Source organism: Hymenobacter aquaticus, assembly GCF_004765605.1.
GTDB lineage: Bacteria > Bacteroidota > Bacteroidia > Cytophagales > Hymenobacteraceae > Hymenobacter > Hymenobacter aquaticus.
Genome location: NZ_SRLC01000003.1, coordinates 166,253 through 185,428, shown reverse-complemented (window position 1 = coordinate 185,428; position 19,176 = coordinate 166,253). Strand labels below are relative to the sequence as shown.

Annotated in this window: 15 protein-coding genes and 1 pseudogene; 9 read left to right on the top strand and 7 right to left on the bottom strand. The window is 60.5% G+C overall.

What is annotated here, in order from left to right:
* Positions 1–69: 69 nt before the first annotated feature.
* The 4 genes from E5K00_RS20605 to ispF form a co-directional block, all read right to left on the bottom strand.
* Positions 70–1,443: a LutB/LldF family L-lactate oxidation iron-sulfur protein gene (locus E5K00_RS20605; RefSeq protein WP_135465201.1), complete on the bottom strand. Its 1,374-nt coding sequence runs from the start codon at positions 1,441–1,443 to the stop codon at positions 70–72.
* Positions 1,444–1,558: 115 nt separating this feature from the next.
* On the bottom strand, positions 1,559–3,199 hold the full coding sequence (locus E5K00_RS20600) for a M28 family peptidase (protein ID WP_245328377.1): 1,641 nt from the start codon (positions 3,197–3,199) through the stop codon (positions 1,559–1,561).
* 121 nt (positions 3,200–3,320) lie between these two features.
* The gene (locus E5K00_RS20595) at positions 3,321–5,015 is read right to left on the bottom strand and encodes a M28 family peptidase (RefSeq protein ID WP_135465200.1); all 1,695 of its coding nucleotides are present in this window, start codon (positions 5,013–5,015) and stop codon (positions 3,321–3,323) included.
* 110 nt (positions 5,016–5,125) lie between these two features.
* A complete protein-coding gene (gene ispF / locus E5K00_RS20590) occupies positions 5,126–5,605 on the bottom strand; it encodes a 2-C-methyl-D-erythritol 2,4-cyclodiphosphate synthase (RefSeq protein ID WP_135465199.1) in 480 nt (159 codons plus the stop codon).
* Positions 5,606–5,902: 297 nt separating this feature from the next.
* Here ispF and E5K00_RS20585 point away from each other — a divergent pair, with 297 nt between their 5' ends.
* The 6 genes from E5K00_RS20585 (at position 5,903) to E5K00_RS20560 (ending at position 13,698) form a co-directional block, all read left to right on the top strand.
* Positions 5,903–6,520, top strand: a complete 618-nt coding sequence (locus E5K00_RS20585; protein WP_135465198.1) for a TetR/AcrR family transcriptional regulator — start codon at positions 5,903–5,905, stop codon at positions 6,518–6,520.
* A 53-nt stretch (positions 6,521–6,573) separates the two neighbouring features.
* Positions 6,574–8,244 carry a TolC family protein gene (locus E5K00_RS20580; RefSeq protein ID WP_135465197.1) on the top strand — a complete coding sequence of 557 codons (1,671 nt, stop codon included), beginning with the start codon at positions 6,574–6,576 and terminating at the stop codon, positions 8,242–8,244.
* Positions 8,245–8,333: 89 nt separating this feature from the next.
* Positions 8,334–9,449: an efflux RND transporter periplasmic adaptor subunit gene (locus tag E5K00_RS20575; protein ID WP_135465196.1), complete on the top strand. Its 1,116-nt coding sequence runs from the start codon at positions 8,334–8,336 to the stop codon at positions 9,447–9,449.
* Positions 9,450–9,482: 33 nt separating this feature from the next.
* Positions 9,483–9,872: a four helix bundle protein gene (locus E5K00_RS20570; RefSeq protein ID WP_135465195.1), complete on the top strand. Its 390-nt coding sequence runs from the start codon at positions 9,483–9,485 to the stop codon at positions 9,870–9,872.
* Between the two features lie 25 nt (positions 9,873–9,897).
* Positions 9,898–13,380: an efflux RND transporter permease subunit gene (locus tag E5K00_RS20565; protein WP_135465194.1), complete on the top strand. Its 3,483-nt coding sequence runs from the start codon at positions 9,898–9,900 to the stop codon at positions 13,378–13,380.
* Between the two features lie 45 nt (positions 13,381–13,425).
* Positions 13,426–13,698, top strand: a complete 273-nt coding sequence (locus E5K00_RS20560) for an acyl carrier protein (protein ID WP_245328376.1) — start codon at positions 13,426–13,428, stop codon at positions 13,696–13,698.
* Positions 13,699–14,236: 538 nt separating this feature from the next.
* Here the strand turns inward: E5K00_RS20560 and E5K00_RS23230 are convergent.
* A pseudogene (locus tag E5K00_RS23230) lies at positions 14,237–14,431 on the bottom strand (YkvA family protein); the annotation flags it as partial.
* A 346-nt stretch (positions 14,432–14,777) separates the two neighbouring features.
* The gene (locus tag E5K00_RS20550) at positions 14,778–15,386 is read right to left on the bottom strand and encodes a C40 family peptidase (protein WP_135465192.1); all 609 of its coding nucleotides are present in this window, start codon (positions 15,384–15,386) and stop codon (positions 14,778–14,780) included.
* 316 nt (positions 15,387–15,702) lie between these two features.
* Here E5K00_RS20550 and E5K00_RS20545 point away from each other — a divergent pair, with 316 nt between their 5' ends.
* A complete protein-coding gene (locus E5K00_RS20545; RefSeq protein WP_135465191.1) occupies positions 15,703–16,065 on the top strand; it encodes a hypothetical protein in 363 nt (120 codons plus the stop codon).
* Between the two features lie 332 nt (positions 16,066–16,397).
* Here the strand turns inward: E5K00_RS20545 and E5K00_RS20540 are convergent, their stop codons facing one another.
* On the bottom strand, positions 16,398–17,132 hold the full coding sequence (locus E5K00_RS20540) for an SDR family NAD(P)-dependent oxidoreductase (RefSeq protein ID WP_135465190.1): 735 nt from the start codon (positions 17,130–17,132) through the stop codon (positions 16,398–16,400).
* A 222-nt stretch (positions 17,133–17,354) separates the two neighbouring features.
* On the opposite strand from E5K00_RS20540, the gene E5K00_RS20535 reads away from it, so the two are divergent.
* Together E5K00_RS20535 and E5K00_RS20530 are read left to right on the top strand one after the other, a co-directional pair.
* Positions 17,355–18,107, top strand: a complete 753-nt coding sequence (locus E5K00_RS20535) for a hypothetical protein (protein ID WP_135465189.1) — start codon at positions 17,355–17,357, stop codon at positions 18,105–18,107.
* Between the two features lie 212 nt (positions 18,108–18,319).
* A complete protein-coding gene (locus tag E5K00_RS20530) occupies positions 18,320–19,126 on the top strand; it encodes a phosphatase PAP2 family protein (RefSeq protein WP_135465188.1) in 807 nt (268 codons plus the stop codon).
* The last annotated feature ends 50 nt before the right edge of the window (positions 19,127–19,176 follow it).

Sequence of the window (19,176 nt, the reverse complement as noted above, 5' to 3'; positions counted from 1 at the left end):
CATTAAAGCCAAAGCGCAATATTTTGCGCTTTTCTAGGTGCTAAGATAGTACGCTCTTTTTGTATAAAATTACCCCCGCGCCTTCCAGAGCTGCTTGAACGACTTGGGCGCAATCTGCAGCCCCTCGCGGCGCTTGTTCCAGCCGGTTTCGCCCAGCAGGCGGCTCAATACCCAGTTTTTACCGCTCACCGGGGCCATGTCCCAGAGCCAGCGGTGCTTCATGCCGTGCAGCCACAAGGTAATGGCGCGCTGCTCTTCCTTGTCGGAATAGCCGGCCTGCACGCTCTGCTGGCGGTTTTTGAGCAGAATGTTGTGGATGTTGATCTTGACTGGGCACACCGAGGAGCAGGCCCCGCACAACGAAGAGGCGAAGCTCAGGTGCTTGTTTTCCTGCAAGCCCGAGAGGTGGGGCGTAATCACCGAGCCGATGGGGCCGGAATAGGTGGCTTCGTAGGTGTGGCCGCCGATGTTCTTATAGACCGGGCATACGTTCAGGCAGGCCCCGCAGCGGATGCAGTGCAGGGCTTCGCGCTTGTCGGGCTGGGCCAGCAGATTGGTGCGGCCGTTGTCGAGCAGCACCACGACCATTTCCTCGGGCCCGTCTTTTTCCAGGGGCTGACGCGGACCGGTATAAATGGTGTTGTACACCGTGACCTGTTGCCCCGTGCCGCTGGTGCTGAGCAGGGGCCAGAACAGATTCAGGTCGTGGACGCTGGGAATGACCTTTTCGATGCCCACAATGGCAATGTGGGTTTTGGGAAAGGTGGCCGACAGGCGGGCGTTGCCCTCGTTTTCGGTCACGGCAATGCCGCCGATGTCGGCCAGCAGGAAGTTGCCGCCCGTCACGCCTACTTCAGCCGAGGTGTACTTGCTGCGCAGCAGGTGGCGGGCCGTGAGCACCAGCTTCTGCGCGTCGTCGGTGGGCTCGATCTTGAGGTGCTTGACGAAGATATCGGCAATGTCCTTCTTGGAAAGGTGCATGGCCGGCGTCACGATGTGATAGGGCCGCTCCCCGTTCAGCTGCACGATGAACTCGCCCAGGTCGGTTTCCACCGAGTCGATGCCGTTTTTGCCCAGGTACTTGTTGAGGTGAATTTCCTCGGTGGTCATGCTCTTGGCCTTCACCACGGTGCGGGCCTTCTTGCGCTGCATGATCTTGCCGATTTCGGTCAGGGCCTCATCCGCATTCTGGGCCCAGATTACCTTGCCGCCGCGCTTGGTGAAGTTTTCCTCCCATTGCAGCAGGTACTGGTCGAGGTTGTTGATGGCCTTGGCCTTGAGGTAGGAAGCCCGCTCCCGCGCCAGCTCGTGGTCCTGGTACCAGCCCAGGCCGGTTTGCACGGCCGCGTTGTACTTGCCGATGTTGAAGCGAATCTTGCGGCGGTGCTCCAGGTCGAAGGCTTTGTGCTCGGAGTCGGTCAGGAATTGGGCAACTTTGGTCATAGCAGTAGGTCGTGAGAAGGAGAAGGGGCGGAGTACAAACAAATATAAAGCGTGGCAGCCAGCGAAGTACGCATTACTTCACCAACTGCCACGCTCCGGACAAGTTTAGACGCGCTTAGGGCTTGGGGGCTGACACGGCGGGGCGGGCGTCGCGGTTGGCCAGCTCCCAGGCCGTGAAGAACACCAGCCGGGCGCGTTCCGTCAACTTGTCGAACTCAATCTTGCTCAGGTCGTCGGTGGCCCGGTGGTAGTCGGGGTGCAGTCCGTCGGTGTAAACGATGCCGAGCACGCCGTTGCGGGCGAAGTTGTAGTGGTCGGAGCGGTAGTAGAGGTGCTCCGGCTCGCGCGGTGCATTGTACTTGTAGTCGAGGCGCAGGCGGGCGTATTGGACGTTGGCGTCCTCGCTGAGCGTGTGCAGCTCCGGGCTTAGCCGGTCTGAGCCGAGCAGGTAGAGGTAGTTGGGCTTGCCGGCGTGGGCTTTGTCGGTGCGGCCGAGCATGTCGATGTTCAGGTCGGCCACGGTGCTGGACAGCGGGAAAACGGGGTGCCCGGTGTAGTATTCCGAGCCCAGCAGCCCCTGTTCCTCGCCCGAGTCCAGCAAAAACAGGATGCTGCGGCGCGGGCCCTGCCCGGCGGCTTTGGCGGCCGTGAAAGCGCGGGCCAGCGCCAGCACGGCCGCCGGGCCCGAGCCCCCGTCGTCGGCCCCGTGGTAGATGGTATCGTGGCGCGTGCCCAAATGGTCATAGTGCGCTGAAATAACCAGTAGCTCCGCCTTTTTGTCGGTACCTTCCAGCAAGCCCAGCACGTTGGTGGTCGTTACTTCCTCGCGCTTGTGGGGCATGGCCACCCGGAAGGCCACGGGCTGAAACCCGGTCGGCGGGTGCCCAAGCTTATAGCTTTCCTTGTCGTAGCGCCACAAGTCGGCCAGAGTAGTGCCCAGCAGGGCCGCACCCAGCGGGCCGTGGGTAATAGTGGTGGTAATGTAGCCCGGCGGCACTTCCTGCCGGTAGGTGTTGTCATCGGGCTGCACTACTGGCGCGGTCAGGAAATAGGTGGGGTGGGCCAGCTCCGGTTGCACGGGCTTGGTCAGTTTCTGGAAGGCCGACGGCGTGGCGTAGGTAACAACCGTCAGGCTGCGGGCGCCTTTGTCGCGGGCCAGCGCGGCCTTGCGGAACACGGAGCTCCACTCGCTGTCCTGCTTGCTGCCCGAAAACAGGTAGCGGCCCAGGCCGTTGTTGGGCTCGCCCTGCAGCACGATTACGTCGCGGCCACGCACGTCGGGCCGGCCGGCGTAGTCGTTGTATTTCTCCGTTTCGATGCCGAAGCCCATGAATACCGGGTCGGCGGGGGCGGAAGTGGCCGGCAGGGTAGCGGCCCCGAAGCTTACGAAGTCCTGCGGGCTAGCGAAGGTGGCGGTGCCCACCTGCATGGTGCCCGGGCCGGTGGGCGTGGTGCTGGCAATGCCGAACGGCTGCTGATAGGCGCTGCTGCCGCCCAGCGGCCCGCTCAGGCCCAGCTGTTGCAGCTGCCGGGTCAGGTAGTCGGCCGCTTTGGCTTGTCCCGGCTTGCCCGACTCGCGCCCCTGGTAAGCATCCGAGGCCAGCTCGCTGAGGTCCCGGCGAATTTCGTCGGTAGTAATTGCGGCGGCAAAGCGCGTTGCCGGACCGCCGGAAGCCGCTGGCGCGGCCGGGTTCTGTCCGGAAGCCTGCCCGGCCAGGCCCACGCCCAGCATCACCAGTAGTAAAGATTTGTTCATGAAAAACAGCCGAAACGGAGGAGTAAAGTGGAAAAGAAGCTGAGCGCAGCCCAGACCACACCGCAGTGGGGCGGTCCAGGTCCGAGCTACGCTCAGAATCGAAAGCGGAAGCGGGAAATTACTACGGCTTGTTGGAATCCACCACGATTCGCTCGTTGCGGTTGGCCAGCTCCCAGGCCGTGAAAAACACGAGGCGGGCGCGCTTTTCCATCTTCGGAAACTCAATTTTCTCTACTTCGTCGCCGGCGCCGTGGTAGTCGTCGTGCACGCCGTTGAAGAAGAATGCCACCGGAATCTTGTGCTTGGCGAAGTTATAGTGGTCGGAGCGGTAGTAGAAGCGGTTGGGGTCTTCGGGGTCGTTGAAGCGGTAGTCCAGGTCAATCTGGGTGTACTTCTTGTTGGCCGTCTCGTTGATGGTGTGCAACTCGGAGGAAAGCTTGTCGGAGCCGATAACGTAGACGTAGTCGCCCTTGCCCTCGTGGTCCTTATCGGTGCGGCCCACCATGTCGATGTTGAGGTCGGCAATGGTGCGCTCCAGCGGGAAAATGGGGTGGTCGGTGTAGTACTCCGAGCCCAGCAGGCCCTTTTCCTCCCCGGTTACGGTCAGGAACAGGATGCTGCGGCGCGGGCCGTGGCCTTCGCCCTTGGCTTTGGTAAACGCCTGGGCCAGCTCCAGCACCGATACCGTGCCCGAGCCGTCGTCGTCGGCCCCGTTATGCACCTGCCCGTTAATCACGCCGATGTGGTCGAAGTGGGCCGATACCACCAGGATTTCGTCCTTTTTGTCGGTGCCTTCCAGGAAGCCCAGCACGTTTTCGGTCGTGAACTGCGACTTTTTCTTGGGCGCCTTGATGGTGACTTTGGCGATTTTGAAGGGGCTGGCCACTGGTTTGCCGGCCTTGTTCACCGCGCTCTGGTACTTGCTCAGGGTAGCGGCCGTGGTGCCCAGCATCTTGTAGGCCACGGCCGGCGACACGAAGAAGGCCGACCGGGCGGCTTCCTTGCTGTCGAGGAACGCCACGGTGGGGCGGCTGATGTAGGGCGCCATGCGCGCGGCGGCCTTGTTGAAGCTGTTGCCGGGCGCGGTTTCCACGAAAAACACGCTACGGGCGCCTTTCTCGGCGGCTTTGGCGGCTTTGGCCCGGAAATCCATGCCCCACTTGCTGCCCTGTCCGTCTTTGCCCAGTACGGGCTTGCCGGCGGCGTTCAGCGGCTCGCCCAGCAGCACAATCAGGTCTTTGCCTTTCACGTCGAGGCCGGCGTAGTCGTTCCAGCCATCCTGCTCGATGCCGTAGCCCGCGAATACCGGCTGAATGGTCGTCTCGTTCTGAAAGGGCGAGCTGCCGTAGGCGTAGAAATCCGTTAGCCAGCCGTAGGTCGAGCCGCCGACTTTCAGGGCCGCGTCGCCGGTCCAGGTGCTGCGCTCCATCGTGAAGTGCTGCAGGTAGGGGTTGTCGGAATCCTGCACCGGGCCGGTCAGGCCCAGGCTCTTAAACTGGTTGGCAAGGTAGTCGGCGGCCATTTTCTGGCCTTTCTCCCCGGTTTCGCGGCCTTCGTAGGCATCCGAGGCCAGAATGGTCAGGTGCTCGCGCAGGTCGGCCTGGGTGATGGTGGAGCCGTAGACGTTGGCCCAGTCGGCTTCTTCGGGCGCCTGGCGGGTGGGTGGGGGCGTGGCCACGGTTTCGGCCGGCGCGGTGGCCGCCTCGGTTTTGCCGCGCTTGTGCTTGACTTTGATTTTCTCCGGGGCCTGCTGGGCTACCGCCGAGGTGGCGCAGCACGCTGCCAGGAGCAGGGTGTAAAGGGAAGTTTTTTTCATATAGGAATGAATGAGTGGATGAGCGAATGAGTGAATGAGTGAAGTACTACGGCCGTAATGGTGCGAGCCGAACGACTACTTCACTCATTCACTAAATCACTCATTCACCGCTAGGGTTGCATGATCAGGACGCTGGCGTAGGCGGCCACGCCCTCGCGCTTGCCCACGAAGCCGAGCTTTTCGGTGGTGGTGGCTTTAATGGAGATGTCGTCTTCGGGAATGCCCATCACCTCGGCCAGCACGCGCTGCATCTCGGCAATGTGGGGGTTCACCTTGGGCGCTTCCAGGCAGATGGTCGAGTCGATGTTGCCGATGCTGTAGCCTTTGGCGCGCAGCAGGCGCATCACCTCGGCCAGCAGCCGCTTGCTGTCGATGCCCTTGTACTGCGGGTCGGTGTCGGGGAAGTGGAAACCGATGTCGCGCAGGTTGGCCGCGCCCAGCAGCGCGTCGCAGATAACGTGGATGAGTACGTCGGCGTCGGAGTGGCCGAGGGCGCCGTGGGTGTGGGGTACCTGAATGCCGCCGAGCCAGAAAGGCAGGCCCTCCTGCAGCTGGTGCACATCGTAGCCGAAGCCGGTGCGGATTTTCATACGGAAAGAAAGAAGTAGAGCCAGAAAAGAATGGGCCCCAAGGTACGGGAAATGGCGCATGAGTGCCGTGGTGCAGGAGCGAAGTAGCCTGCTCGTACTACCGCGCCAGACGAATACTTCACTCCTGCACCACGGCACTCCTTCGCTGTCGATAGAAATATAGTTGCGCCCGCATAAAGTATTTGCCGCCGCTGATCGTCACTCAGAACGGACCCACAGGCCGGAAAATGGATAGCAAAAAATTGATGGAAACTTTGGAATCGTTAAAAGTTTCCGTTGTACCTTTGCCCCGTGAGTATGGAAATCAAGGACCGGATCTTAGTAGCTGCCATCGAGCTGTTCATGCGCAACGGCATCCGCAGCGTTTCGATGGACGACATTGCCACGCACCTGGCCATGTCGAAGAAGACCCTCTACAAATGGTTTGAAAACAAGGACCAGATCGTGCTGGCCGTGATGCAGAGCCGCCTCACCCGCGAGGAAGGCGACTGTGAGCAGGCTTTTGCCACGGGCAGCAACGCCATTGAAGCTATGTTCAACCTGGTTACCTGGCACAAGGAAATGCTGGCCAGCATTCACCCCAGCATTTTCCACGACCTGCAGAAATATTACCCCCAAGCGTGGCTGCTGTTCGAGCAACACAAGAACACCTTCATCCTGGAGAAAATCCTGACCAACCTGGGCCGGGGCATGGCCGAGGGCCTCTACCGCGCCGACCTGGACGTGGAGGTGCTGGCCCGCCTGCACCTGGCGGAAATCGAGCTGATGTTCAACAACGTGGTGTTTCCGCCCAAGCAGTTTGGCCTGCAGCGCGTCAACATTGTGATGATTGAGCACTTCCTGACGGGGATTTCCACCCTGAAAGGACACCGGCTCATCAACCAGTACCGCCAGGTAACGGAACCCGAAGAATAACCCTGCCACCTGCTCTGCCCCCTTTCCTTTCCGCTTATCGTTTTTCGCGCTTTATGAAAAATACGCTTCGCTTTCTGTTCCTGCTGGCGGCTCTGGCCTTCATCGGCGTCCAGCAGCTTCTGGCACAAACGCCGGCTCTCAGCCAGTCGGCGCCTGCTATCAACTCGCAGTATTCCCTGCAGCAGGCCATCGACTACGCCATTAAGAACAAAGCCTCGCTGCAGGCCACGCGCCTGGGCGAGCAGACGGCCGCCGCGAAGGTGGGGGAAATCCGCTCGGCCGGCCTGCCCCAGGTGAACGTGGCCGCCAACCTGGCCGACAACTTCAAGCTGCAGAAAAGCCTGGTCGACTTCGGGGCGCTGGGCGGCGGGTCTTCGGCCACGCAGCTCAGCTCCACCGACATCACCAATGCCCAGAACGGCCAGACGGTGAACCTGAAAACGGTAACCGTGGCCTCTGACCCGGTGCCGCCCCAGGCCTTCGCCTTCGGCCTGCAGTACGCCGGCAACACCAGCGCCTCGGTGTCGCAGCTGCTCTTCGACGGGGCCTACCTCATCGGCCTGAAAGCCGCCAAGGTGTATACGGAGCTGGCCAAAAAGCAAACCCAGCAGGCCGAAATCGACGTGGTGGAGCAGGTGAGCAAAGCCTACTACAGCACGCTGGTGGCCCGGGCCCGCCTGGGCCTGCTGGCCCGCAACGTGCAGCGCCTCGACACGGTGCTCTACCAGACCAGTGAAACCTTCAAAGCCGGCTTTGCCGAGAAAATCGACGTGGACCGGCTGCGCGTGCAGCGCAACAACCTGGTGGTGGAGCAGCAGAAAGCCCAGCGCCTCACCGAGCTGAGTCTGGCTTTGCTTAAGTTTCAGATGGGTTTGTCCCAGGATCAGCCCGTGCAGCTCACCGACTCGCTCGGCTCGGCCGTAGTCGATGCCAGCAGCCTGCGCCAGCGCCTGGGCGCGGCCAACTTCAACACCGGCGGCGGCGTGGCCGGCCAGGCGGGCGTGCCCACCGGCACGGCCCCGGCCAGCACCACCCCCGACCAGAGCCGCCAGGACCAGCAAGCCGCACTGAGCGGGGGCCGCACCGGCCAGCTGGCCGCCGCCTTCAACTACAACAACCGCATCGAGTTCAGCACCCTGGAAACCCAGCAGGCCCTGGCCGGCCTCGACCTGGCTAACCGCCGCGCCGGTGCTTACCCCCGCCTGCTGGCTACGGCCGCCTACGGTTTCTCGGGCTCGGCCAAGAGCTTCGGCGACCTGATGGCCTTCCGCGGCCCCGATTCGCGGGCCGGCAACGGCTTTCCTAACCAGAACTGGTTTGGCTTCGGCAACGTGGGCCTGAGCCTGCAGGTGCCGGTGTTCGATGGTTTCCGCCGCAAATACCAGGTGCAGCAGGCCCGCGTGGCCCAGCAGTCCATCGAGAAAGGCTTCGAAACCCTGCGCCAGAGCATCGACCTGCAGGATGCCCAGAGCCGCACCACGCTCATCAACGCCCTCGACGTGCTCGACAACCAGAAAGCCAACCTGGACCTGGCCTCCGACGTGGCCCGCGTGTCGCGCATCAAGTTTCAGGAGGGCGTGGGCTCCAACCTGGAAGTAGTAACGGCCGAAACCGAGCTGCGCGCCGCCCAAACCAACTACTACGCCGCCATCTACGACGTGCTGGTAGCCAAGGTAGACCGCGACAAAGCCACGGGCGAATTGTATAATCAAGCGAAGAAATAAAGGAGCGGCCGGCCCGGAACTATACGCTAGGAGACTCCTGGCCCGGCTGCTACCTCGTTGTCTTCTAGCTCCTTTCTCTTTTCTGCCTTATGAAATACGTATCTTCTGCTGCTGTCCTCGCCCTGGCTTTCCTCGCTGCCTGCGGCGGTGCGCAAGACCCGGCCACCGAGCTGGCGAAGCTGAAAAAAGAACAGGCCGCCAACCAGGCCAAGATTGCCGAGCTGGAAGCCAAAGCCGGCGGAGCGAATAAAACGGAAGTGACATCCACGCCCGTGAGCGTTATCAAGGTGCAGCCCGAGAGCTTCAAAAGCTTCCTCGAGGTGCAGGGCCGCATCGATTTCGACGAAAACGCCGTGGTATCGCCCCGCGTGCCGGGCGTGCTGACCAGCATCCGGGTGCAGCGCGGCGACCGGGTGAGCAAGGGCCAGGTGCTGGCTACCCAGGATGCGGCCGTGCTCGAGTCGGGCATTGCCGAGCTGCGCACCCGCCTGGAGCTGGCTAAAGTGGTCTACGAAAAGCAGGACCGCCTCTGGAAACAGCAGATCGGCACCGAAATTCAGTACCTGCAAGCCAAGAACAACTACGAGGCCCTGCAGCGCAGCCTAGCCACCCAGAACCGGCAGCGGGCCCAGTACAACGTCGTAGCGCCCTTCAGCGGCGTCGTCGACGACGTGCCGGCCAAGGTGGGCGAAAACGGGGCGCCCGGCGTGCCGGTGGTGCGCCTGCTCAGCGGCAGCGGCGGCAAAATCGTGGCCGACATCTCCGAAGCCTACGCCAACCAGATTAAAGTCGGCGACCAGGCCCTGATCAACATCGGCGACCTGGGCCGGGAAGATATTCCGGCCTCGGTACGCGTGGTGAGCCGCACGATTAACCCCACCAGCCGCACCTTCTCGGTGGAATTCCGGTTGAACAAGGCCGTGCCCGAGCTGCGCCCCAACATGGTAGCTACCGTGCGCATCCAGAACTACACCCGCGCCAACGCCATGGTCTTGCCCGTGGATTTGGTGCAAAAGGACGAGCAAAACAGCTACGTGTTTGTTGTGGAGCAGAAGGACGGCCAGAAAGTGGCCGGGAAGCGCGTCATCCAGACCGGCGCTACTTACAACGGTAAAATTGAAGTGACCCAGGGCCTCGCGGCCAACGACCAGGTGATTTCCGCCGGGTATCAGAATCTGAACGAAGGACAGGTCGTAAACCTGTAACGAAAGAAGCTAGGAGTTAGGAGCTAGGAGTTTATGGAAGATCAGCGGGAAAAAGCTAAGAACTTTCAGGATTTGCTGGTGTGGCAAAAGGCCCATCAGCTGGTTCTGGCAGTGTACCGGCTTACCGACGCCTTTCCTAAACATGAACTTTTTGCCTTGACTTCTCAGCTGCGCCGAGCGGCGGTATCAATACCTGCCAATGTAGCCGAGGGCTTCCGTAGAAGAGGCCTGAAAGATAAAATCAGGTTTTTCAATATAGCAGAAGGCTCTTTAGAAGAGGTGCAGTACTACTTCATCCTTGCCAAAGACCTGGGTTATGCTGATACACGCCTGATAACTGAACAAGCGAATGAAGTGAGTCGATTGCTGGATTCCTACAGCAGGACCATGCGAGCCAGATTAGCGGCCGATTCTAACTCCTAGCTTCTAACTCCTAGCTCCTTTTAACATGCAAGACGTAGAAAAAGAGTTCGGACCAACCAGTTGGTCCATCAATAATAAGACGAGTATCTACATCATCACGGTGCTGCTGTGCGTGGCGGGGATTTTTGCCTACATCAAGCTGGGCAAAGAGAAATTTCCCGACATCGTCATTCCCCGCATCATCGTGGCTACGGTGTACCCCGGCACTTCGCCGGCCGACATCGAAAACCTGGTGACGCGCCAGCTCGAGAAGGAAATCAAGAGCGTGAACGGGGTGAAGAAAATCAACTCCACCTCCAACCAGGACTATTGCATTCTGGACGTCGAGTTCAACTCCGGCGTGGACGTGCAGTACGCCAAGCAGCTCATCAAGGACGCCGTCGACAAGGCCGCTACCGAGCTGCCCAACGACCTGCCCACCGCCCCCACGGTGAAAGAGGTGAACATTTCGGAGCAGCCGATTATGTACGTCAACCTGAGCGGCAACTTCCCCGCCGCCCAGCTGAAAAAGATTGCCGACGACTTCCAGGACAAGATTGAGGCCCTGCCCGAAATTACCCGGGTCGACATCATCGGTGCCCTCGACCAGCAGGTGAACGTGGACGTGGACCTGAACAAGCTGCGGGCCTCGCGCCTGGGCTTCTCCGACATCAGCCGGGCCATCGGCGGCGAAAACCTGACCATTTCGGGCGGCTCCATCGACGTGGGCCAGCAGAAGCGCGCCGTGCGCGTGGCCGGGCAGTACGCCCGCGCCGCCGACATTGCCGATATCCAGGTGAAAAACCTGAACGGCGCGGCCGTGCGCCTCGGCGACATTGCCACCGTGGAAGACGGCTTCAAGGACCGCGAATCCTACGCCCGCCTCGACGGCAAGCCCGCCATTACCCTGAACGTAGTGAAGCGCCAGGGTGAAAACCTGATTGACGCCTCCGACAAAATCAAGGCGCTGGTCAAGGAAACCGAGAAGACGCTGCCCAAGGAGCTCAAAGTCACCATCACCGGCGACACCTCCAACGACACCCGCGTCACGCTGCACGATTTGATCAACACCATCATCATCGGCTTCCTGCTGGTGACGTTCATCCTGCTCTTCTTCATGGGCACCACCAACGCTATGTTCGTGGGCTTGTCGGTGCCGCTGTCGATGTTCCTGGCCTTTTTGATTATCCCGGGCTTCGACTTCTCGCTGAACATGATTGTGCTCTTCGCCTTTTTGCTGGCGCTGGGTATTGTAGTGGACGACGCCATTGTGGTTATCGAAAACACCCACCGCCTGCTGCACGAGCACCCCAACCTGAGCACACCCAAAGCGGCCAAATTCGCCGCCGGCGAGGTATTCGTGCCGGTACTGGCCGGTACCCTGACCACGGTGGCGCCCTTCGTGCCGCTGCTGTTCTGGCCCGGCATCGTGGGGTCGTTTATGTACTACCTGCCCGTCACGCTGATTATCACGCTGATGTCGTCGCTGGTGGTGGCCTTCATCATGAACCCGGTGTTTGCCGTGAGCTTCATGCAGCGCGAGGAGCACTTTGAAGAAGACCTGCACGGCAAAGCCAAAGTGAGCCGGGGCTTTATCATCACCATCGCGGCATTGGTAGTGCTGGGCGTGCTGTTCAACGTAATGGCTCTGGGCAAAACGCCCGAAGTTGGTGCCGATGGCGAAACGATTGGCTTGCTGGGCCACTTCCTGGGCAATCTGCTGCTGGCGCTGGCGGGCTTTATCCTGCTCGACAAATTCGTGCTCGTGAAGATGATTGCCTGGTTCCAGACCCGCGCTCTGCCCCGCTTCCAGAACGGCTACGCCAACCTGGTGCGCTGGTCGATCAGCCACCCGGCCCTGGTAATGATTGGCGTGCTGGTGCTCTTCGTCGGCTCGTTCGTGGCCATCGGTATCCGCGGCCCCAAAGTGGATTTCTTCCCCAAAGGCGACCCCAAATTCATCTACACCTACCTGCGCATGCCCGTCGGTACCCGGGTAGAGGTGACCGACTCGATAACGCGGGTGCTGGAAAAGCGCATCTACGGCGTAATCGGGCGCAACAACCCCGACGTGGAATCGGTGATTACCAACGTGGCCATCGGCGCCGGCGACCCTTCGGAGGCTACGGCTTCGGGCGTGTCACAGTCGCACATGGGCAAGGTGGGCGTGGCCTTCAAGGAGCTCAGCGACCGGACCGGCCCGGCCACCAGCACCTACATGGATAAAATCCGGGAAGAGGTGAAAGGCATTCCCGGCGCCGAGGTATCGGTCGACCAGGAGGCCAGCGGCCCGCCCCAGCAGAAGCCCATTGCCATCGAGGTAAGCGGCGACGACTACCCCACGCTGGCCAAGATTTCGAAGAAAGTGGAGCGCTACGTCGATTCGCTGCAAATTGCCGGCATCGAAGATCTGCGCTCCAACCTGGAAGACCGCAACCCCGAAATTGCCGTCAATATCGACCGGACCCGCGCCAACCGCGAGGGTATCAGCACCGGCCAGATTGGCCTAGAAGTGCGCACGGCCATCTACGGCTCAGAAGCTAGCAAATTCAAGACCCCCGACGACGAGTACCCGATTCAGGTGCGCTACGCCAAGCCCTACCGCGAAGACGTAGACGCCGTGGTAAATGCTCCGCTGACGTTCCGCGACGCCACCGGAGCCGTGCGCCAGGTGCCCATTTCGGCCATTGCCGACGTGACCTACGGCTCGACCTACGGCGGTATCAAGCGCAAGGACACCAAGCGCGTCATTACCATCTCGTCGAACGTGCTCAACGGCTTCACCGGTCCCGACGTGGCCGCGCAGGTGAAGCAGGCGCTGGTTTCGTTCCCCACGCCGGCCGGCTACAACATCAAGATGGGCGGCGCCGAGGAAGACCAGAAGGAAACCACCGACTTCCTGCCGCTGGCCGGTCTGGGCGCTCTGGCCCTGATCTTCCTGATTCTGGTCGTGCAGTTCAACTCGTTCAGCAAGCCGATTATCATCCTCTCGGAGGTCCTGTTCTCCATTGCGGGCGTGTTCTGGGGCCTGGCCATTACGGGCATGAACATCAGCATCGTGATGACGGGCGTGGGTATCATTGCCCTGGCCGGTATCGTGGTGAAAAACGGGATTCTGCTGGTCGAGTTCACCGACATCCTGCGCAGCCAGGGCATGCCGCTGCGCGAAGCCATTGTGCTGGCCGGCCGCACCCGCCTCAACCCGGTAATCCTGACGGCTACGGCCGCCACGCTGGGCCTGATTCCGCTGGCCATTGGTCTGAACATCGACTTCTACGAGCTGTTTGCCTCCGGCAACGCCCACTTCTTCATCGGTGGTGAGTCCGTTACTTTCTGGGGGCCGCTGGCCTGGACCATCATTTTCGGCTTGGTGTTTGCCACGGGTATCACCCTGCTGGTAGTGCCGGTGATGTATTTGCTCAGCGAAACGCTGAAGGCGAAAATATACGGCCGCTCTACCGATGGGCATGCAACCGATTCGACTGAAACCGAATCTCCAGTCCGGAGAGAGGTGTTGGCCGAAGCGTAATTCCTCTTTCGGCCCCCTTATCTTTTTGGTTCAACGTCGTTTATTATGCGTTCTTCAACGACTTCCGCCCCCAAATCCATTCAGCAGCAGGTACTGCGTATCATCAGCAAGCGTAAAGCTATTAAACCAACTCGTTTGCGCGTGAGCAGTGAACTGAGCCGGGAACTGGGTTTCGACACCGTCGACGTGGTGGATATCATCCTCGAAATCGAGCGTAACTTCCACATCACCATTCCCGACGAAGTGCCCCTGAGCACCGTCGGCGACTTCGTGACCTACGTAGCTACGCACACGCCTTCCCACCACTGGGCGGCGTAACAGCAGAGTTTGTAAAGCATAAAAAAGGCTCCCAACGCAGGTTGGGAGCCTTTTTTATGGCCGGGTGCCGGCTTGCTTAGCGCACGTTGCCGCCGGTATCCAAAGCACCGTCGTTGCCGTTGCGGCTGCCGTCACCGCGGTTGGCAATGTCGTCGGCGTGGGGCTTCACGTCAGTTTTCGGAGCCGGGTCCGTGGGGCCGGTCAGGCTGGGATTAGGATTGCTGCTGTCAGGCGAAGAAATACCCGAGTCGGTATCCGACAAGCGGCTGTTGGTCGACTGGCCCAAGTCGGTTTTGCCGGCCCGCTTCGATGATTCCGAGCTTTCCTGACCGTGATTATCCATCAGGGCCGCATCGGAGGTTTGCTGCACCGAGTGCTCGGGCTTGGGGCCGGAGTTGGCCGTCGTGCCGTCCGAAGTATGCATGGTCGTGGCGGGGCCGGGCTTCACGTCCGTGGCTTCCGTCACCACAATCGGGCGGGTCCGTTCCCACTCCTTGAACTTGTCCATCTCGCCGGTCAGGGTGCTGGTAAACCAGGCTACCAGCGCCACGTCGTCGAGCAGGCCCAGCACCGGAATAAAGTCCGGAATCAGGTCAATCGGGCTCAGGAAGTAGATAACCACGGCCACGGCGGCAATAATCGTGGGGGTCGGCAGGCCGGTGTACTCGCCGGAAACCGAGGTTTTAATCAGGCGAAACAGGATCTGCAGGCTTTCCCAGGCTTCGTGGGCCATGGTGCCCACGTCGTTTTTCTCGCTGGCCTTCTGGTAGGCATCGTTCAGCAGCTGCTTCACGCGCGTGGGCTTCTTGATGTATTCTTCGGCTTTGCCAACGAACTTCTTGAAGAGCGGCGAACCGGCAATATCTGCGCCTTTGGGGTTGTTCTTATCCATGGGGGAGAGGGTTGGTAAAATCGGGGCGAAGCTACAAAACGGCGGCTTCAACGCCGCCGGATCTACCTTCTTAGCCCTATACTGTATCGGTCCGAAATGGTTATCCGGCCGGCCACTACCGCCCCAAAACGCCAAAAGCCCCGTTCGGGGGAACGAGGCTTTTGGATATAGTACGGTCGGCGGCCGGTTAGTTGGTTTCTACGCGGCCGGCGGCGTAAAAGTTGCGGTGATAATAGGGCTGGTTCAGCGAGCTGATCATCACGCCGCCGTTGGTGGCCGAGTGGGCAAACTTGCCATCCTGCAGGTAGATACCCACGTGGTAGATGGGCTGACCGGGGCCACGGCGGAAGAATACCAGGTCGCCGCTCTGCATCTCGTCTTTGCCCACGCGCTTCACCTTCTCGAACATCGAGCGGGAGCTGCGCTGCAGCGTGATGCCGTATACTTCTTTAAATACCCGGGTCACGAAACCCGAGCAGTCGGTGCCTTTCTTGGAGTTGCTGCCGTAGCGGTAGGGAGTGCCGATCCAGTCGGTGACGGTACGGAGCAGGTTCTGGTCTTCGTTGTAGTCCAGCTTCAGGCCCAGGGTCTGGGAGTAGTAGCCGTAGGCGAGCGAGTCGCGGGTGGTGGCGGGATGCGTGTCGTCGCCATTGTCGCCCGAGAAGTCGGGCAGGAGGGAGGCCGTGGCGGCGGAATAGGTCCGGCCGGCGGTGTTGGGGGAATCGGGAGCGTATTCGAAGAAAAAAGACAGGGCCAGCGAGGCAGCGGCGAGGCAATACAGGATACTGTTTTTCATTGTCCGTCGTAGGGTGGCAAAATCTCCGGTTCCGAGCGGGGCAGGGAGGCCGAAGCACTTTGTTTTTTTCGTGAGGTTTGGAGTCCTTAAACCACCGAAAAAGAGATGCTAATCAAGGGTTAGAATGGTCAAAAACAGATGCTTTCTATTCCGGCCATTTGTTAAAGCTAGTTCATAAAATTTTAAACGTCCTAGTTTTTACCCCTAAACAGCCAAAAGTTCTTTATAAAGTTTAATTTAATATGGAAATAATGGTTGAGCTTGTTGCAACTTCCCCGAAATATTCGGCGTATACTCCGCCCTGTATTTCCGCTCCATGAAATCCTCCCGGATAATCGAGAATTCGCCGCTGGCGCGCATCGCCCGTCTGAAGCTGCACGCGGGCAGTGTGGCTATGGTGCTGGGCCACAGCATTCATCTGAGCGGCGCGACCCGGGAGCAGTTTCTCAGCGACCCGTATTGGGTGGCGCACGAGATGGAGCACGTGCGGCAGTTTGAGCAGTACGGCTACTTCGGATTTCTCTGGCGCTACCTCGTGGGCTGGGCCCGGCACGGCTACTACAACATCCCGTTTGAAGTGGCTGCCCGCGAGGCCGGGGAGCGGGATGCCGTGCTCTATGCCCGCGGCCAGCCCCTGCCCGGCCCCGAAGCGCGGCACCCAACGCCCAAGGCGGGGTAATAATGTGCTCAGGTGCTAATGTGTTTTGAATGTGCTAAATGTGGGGAATTGTCATTGCGAGGCCAAAGGCTGAAGCAACCCGTCTTCTGCCAATTGCAAACAGCCTTCTACCAGAAAGCCCTTTATCGGTGGTTCGATAAAGGGCTTTTTCAAGTAGAGCTACACATTCGCGTCGCTACAACGGACCGCGGAAAGGACTCAGTGGGGAAAGGGCGTGACTACCTTCGTAGAGCACGGATTGCTTCGCGTTGCTCGCCATGACACGTTCCCCGCATTCCCCACATTCAAAACCCATTAGCACATCAGCACATTCAACCACATTAGCACATTAGTTAAAGCGCTGCCAGGCGGCCGCCGTCGACGGCTAGGGTGGAGCCGTTGATGAAGTTGGCTTCCGAAGAGGCCAGAAAGCAGATGGCGGAGGCCAGCTCCTCGGGCGTCCCGACCTGGCCGGTGATTTTCTCCTTGCCGCTTTTCACGTTGGGGTTGCTCCAGAGCATGGGCGTATCGACGGCGCCGGGGGCAATGGCGTTGATGCGGGCCTGGGTATGCGGAATTTCCAGGCTCAGGCCGCGCACGAAGGCTTCGATGGCGCCTTTGCTGGCCGCGTAGGGCACCACGTTGGGCGTGGTCTGGTGGGCGTGCACCGAGCTGATGACCACGATGCTGCCGCCCTGCATGTGCGGCAGACACAGCTGGCACAGCCGGAAAAAGGCGCGCACGTTCACCGTCATCAGCGTATCCCACTGCTTGGGGTCGAGCTTGAGAATGGGGTCGAAGGTCATCATGGCCGCGTCGTTGATCAGCACGTCGATGCGCTGCCAAGTGGCCAGGGTCCGCTCGACGGCTCGGCGCAGCTGGGCGTCCTTGCCCACGTCGGTGCGGATAAAGATGGCCTCGCCCTGCTCGGCCTTGATCTGGCTGACGACCTCGCGGCCTTCTTCGGCATTGCGCCCCAGCACGGCTACTTTGCCGCCTTCGCGCGCCAGCTGCAGGGCCGCAGCCCGGCCGATGCCGGAAGTGGCCCCCGTTACGAAGCATACTTTATCCTGAAAACGCTTTTCCATTATCAAACCAACTCAAGTAAGGCCCCGGCCGCCGCGCCAAACGCCAGCTGAGCCGTGGGGCTGTGAGCCTTACCGTACTGACTGCCTGCGGGAAAAGTTGCCGCCTGATTAGGAATAAAAAGAGGTTTTTTATGAAACCCCCGCGCCTTGGTTTACGAATAGAGACACGCCTGGCTTGACTGCCAGCACCCTTCTTTTTCCGTACTAACCCACATATTCGTCATGGAAAACAAGCAAAATCAGCCCAACGCCGGCTCCAATAAGAACTCCAGCACTTCCGCCCAATCGGCTTCAACTACTCCTTCCCCGGCTTCGCAAGGTGCCTCGGGCGCTCCGAATACCTCGGCCTCAACCAGCACCTCCAGCGGCTCGGCAAACTCCCGGACGGCCACCTCGGAGGCGGCCTCGACTGAGAACCGCACCAGCGCCAGCATGGGCGCCCAGTCGCATAGCCAAGACCAGGACCGCACCCCAAGTGGTAACCAGTATGGCCAGGACAAGCAGCAGAGCAGCGGCCAGTCGTGGACCAGCCTGTCGTCGTGGCTGGATGGCAGCAAAGAAATTCCGCAGTCGGTGAAAGATTTGGGCACCAAAGCCCTGGATCAGGTAAACAAGCTCAGCACCACCCAGAAAGTAGTGGGCGGCGCCCTGCTGCTGGGCGGTATCGGCTGGCTGTCGATGCGGGGAAGCTCCTCGAAGTCGCAGAGCCAGAGCCGCAGCGGCTACCGCTCCAAATCGTCGGGTACCGATTACGGCTCCGGCAAATCGTACGCCTCCGGCCAAAAAGACCACACCTCGAACTACGGTTCGAGCAGCCGCACCCCCGAAAGCCGCTCCGACCGTTACGACTACGGCTCCAGCGCCAGCTACGGCTCGGCCTCGGGTAAGGACAGCACCTCGGGCTACCGCAGCGGCAGTGCCAACACCAGCAACTCGTCGAGCCTCGGCGATGATGACTACAGCGGCAACCTCTAAAACGGGAAGCTTGCAGTAGAAAAGGCCAGGAGCAACCGCTCCTGGCCTTTTTTGTTTGCCGCCAAATCGGCTTATTCGTCTAAGTAATTAAGCCTGTTGGGCTAAGATTGTGAGCCAAGCGCTACGAGGCGTTTTCAACTTCAGGTTTTCTACAGAAATTGCCCATTACTTTCCCTTAAACCGCCGCGTATTCCGAAGCACTTCTACTTTTCATGCAGTTTCTGTTTGTTCGCCTCCTCTTCGCTATTCTGTTAGTTGTAGAGTCGTTTTCTATTGGCTGCGCCCAGACTCCCCTGGCGGCCTTCACCGATACCCTGCACAAATACGAAACGCCGCCAGGGCATCAGCTTTCCAAAGCCTGGTACCAGCGCAATCTGGTGAGGGCCAGTGCCGTGCCCCTGGTACTGATTGGCTGCGGGGTGGCGGCGCTGCACAGCCATACATCCGTCAGCAACGAGGCTATGCGGGCGGAAGTGCGGGAAAACCTACCCGGTTTTCGCACCCACATTGACGATTACCTGCAATACGCGCCCTACCTGGAGCTGGGGGCCGCTACCTTGCTGGGCATCGACTCGCGTAATGACCGCACGAACACCCTGCTCGTCATTGCCAAAGCGCAGCTGTTGATGTGCGCCGCCGTGACGACGGTGAAGTACAGCACCCGGGTGTGGCGCCCCGACGGCTCGGCCCAGAATTCGTTTCCCTCGGGCCACACGGCCCAGGCCTTCCTGGCCGCCAGCATCGTGCATGCCGAACTGCGCCACCGCAGCCAGTGGTATGGCATCGGGGCCTACACCGTGGCGGCCAGCGTGGGGGCGCTCCGGATGCTGAATAACAAGCACTGGGAATCGGACGTGCTGGCTGGGGCGGGCTTCGGCATTTTGTCGGCTCACGTGGCTTACCTGAGCCACCGCAACCGCTGGGGGCGTAAGCCCAGCCGAAACGACAATCTGTACCTGGCACCTACCTGGCAGCCCGGGGGCGGGGCGGGGCTGAGCATGAGCTGGCAGCCCCGGTAAGGCCCGCCAAGGCTGAAAACGCCAAAAGCCCGTCGGGTGCCGAAGCAGCC

Coding starts and splice junctions, on each gene's coding strand:
- E5K00_RS20605 (WP_135465201.1), bottom strand. CDS start 1,443: ATGACCAAAGTTGCCCAATTCCTGACCGACTCCGAGCACAAAGCCTTC.
- E5K00_RS20600 (WP_245328377.1), bottom strand. CDS start 3,199: ATGAACAAATCTTTACTACTGGTGATGCTGGGCGTGGGCCTGGCCGGG.
- E5K00_RS20595 (WP_135465200.1), bottom strand. CDS start 5,015: ATGAAAAAAACTTCCCTTTACACCCTGCTCCTGGCAGCGTGCTGCGCC.
- ispF (WP_135465199.1), bottom strand. CDS start 5,605: ATGAAAATCCGCACCGGCTTCGGCTACGATGTGCACCAGCTGCAGGAG.
- E5K00_RS20585 (WP_135465198.1), top strand. CDS start 5,903: ATGGAAATCAAGGACCGGATCTTAGTAGCTGCCATCGAGCTGTTCATG.
- E5K00_RS20580 (WP_135465197.1), top strand. CDS start 6,574: ATGAAAAATACGCTTCGCTTTCTGTTCCTGCTGGCGGCTCTGGCCTTC.
- E5K00_RS20575 (WP_135465196.1), top strand. CDS start 8,334: ATGAAATACGTATCTTCTGCTGCTGTCCTCGCCCTGGCTTTCCTCGCT.
- E5K00_RS20570 (WP_135465195.1), top strand. CDS start 9,483: ATGGAAGATCAGCGGGAAAAAGCTAAGAACTTTCAGGATTTGCTGGTG.
- E5K00_RS20565 (WP_135465194.1), top strand. CDS start 9,898: ATGCAAGACGTAGAAAAAGAGTTCGGACCAACCAGTTGGTCCATCAAT.
- E5K00_RS20560 (WP_245328376.1), top strand. CDS start 13,426: ATGCGTTCTTCAACGACTTCCGCCCCCAAATCCATTCAGCAGCAGGTA.
- E5K00_RS20550 (WP_135465192.1), bottom strand. CDS start 15,386: ATGAAAAACAGTATCCTGTATTGCCTCGCCGCTGCCTCGCTGGCCCTG.
- E5K00_RS20545 (WP_135465191.1), top strand. CDS start 15,703: ATGAAATCCTCCCGGATAATCGAGAATTCGCCGCTGGCGCGCATCGCC.
- E5K00_RS20540 (WP_135465190.1), bottom strand. CDS start 17,132: ATGGAAAAGCGTTTTCAGGATAAAGTATGCTTCGTAACGGGGGCCACT.
- E5K00_RS20535 (WP_135465189.1), top strand. CDS start 17,355: ATGGAAAACAAGCAAAATCAGCCCAACGCCGGCTCCAATAAGAACTCC.
- E5K00_RS20530 (WP_135465188.1), top strand. CDS start 18,320: ATGCAGTTTCTGTTTGTTCGCCTCCTCTTCGCTATTCTGTTAGTTGTA.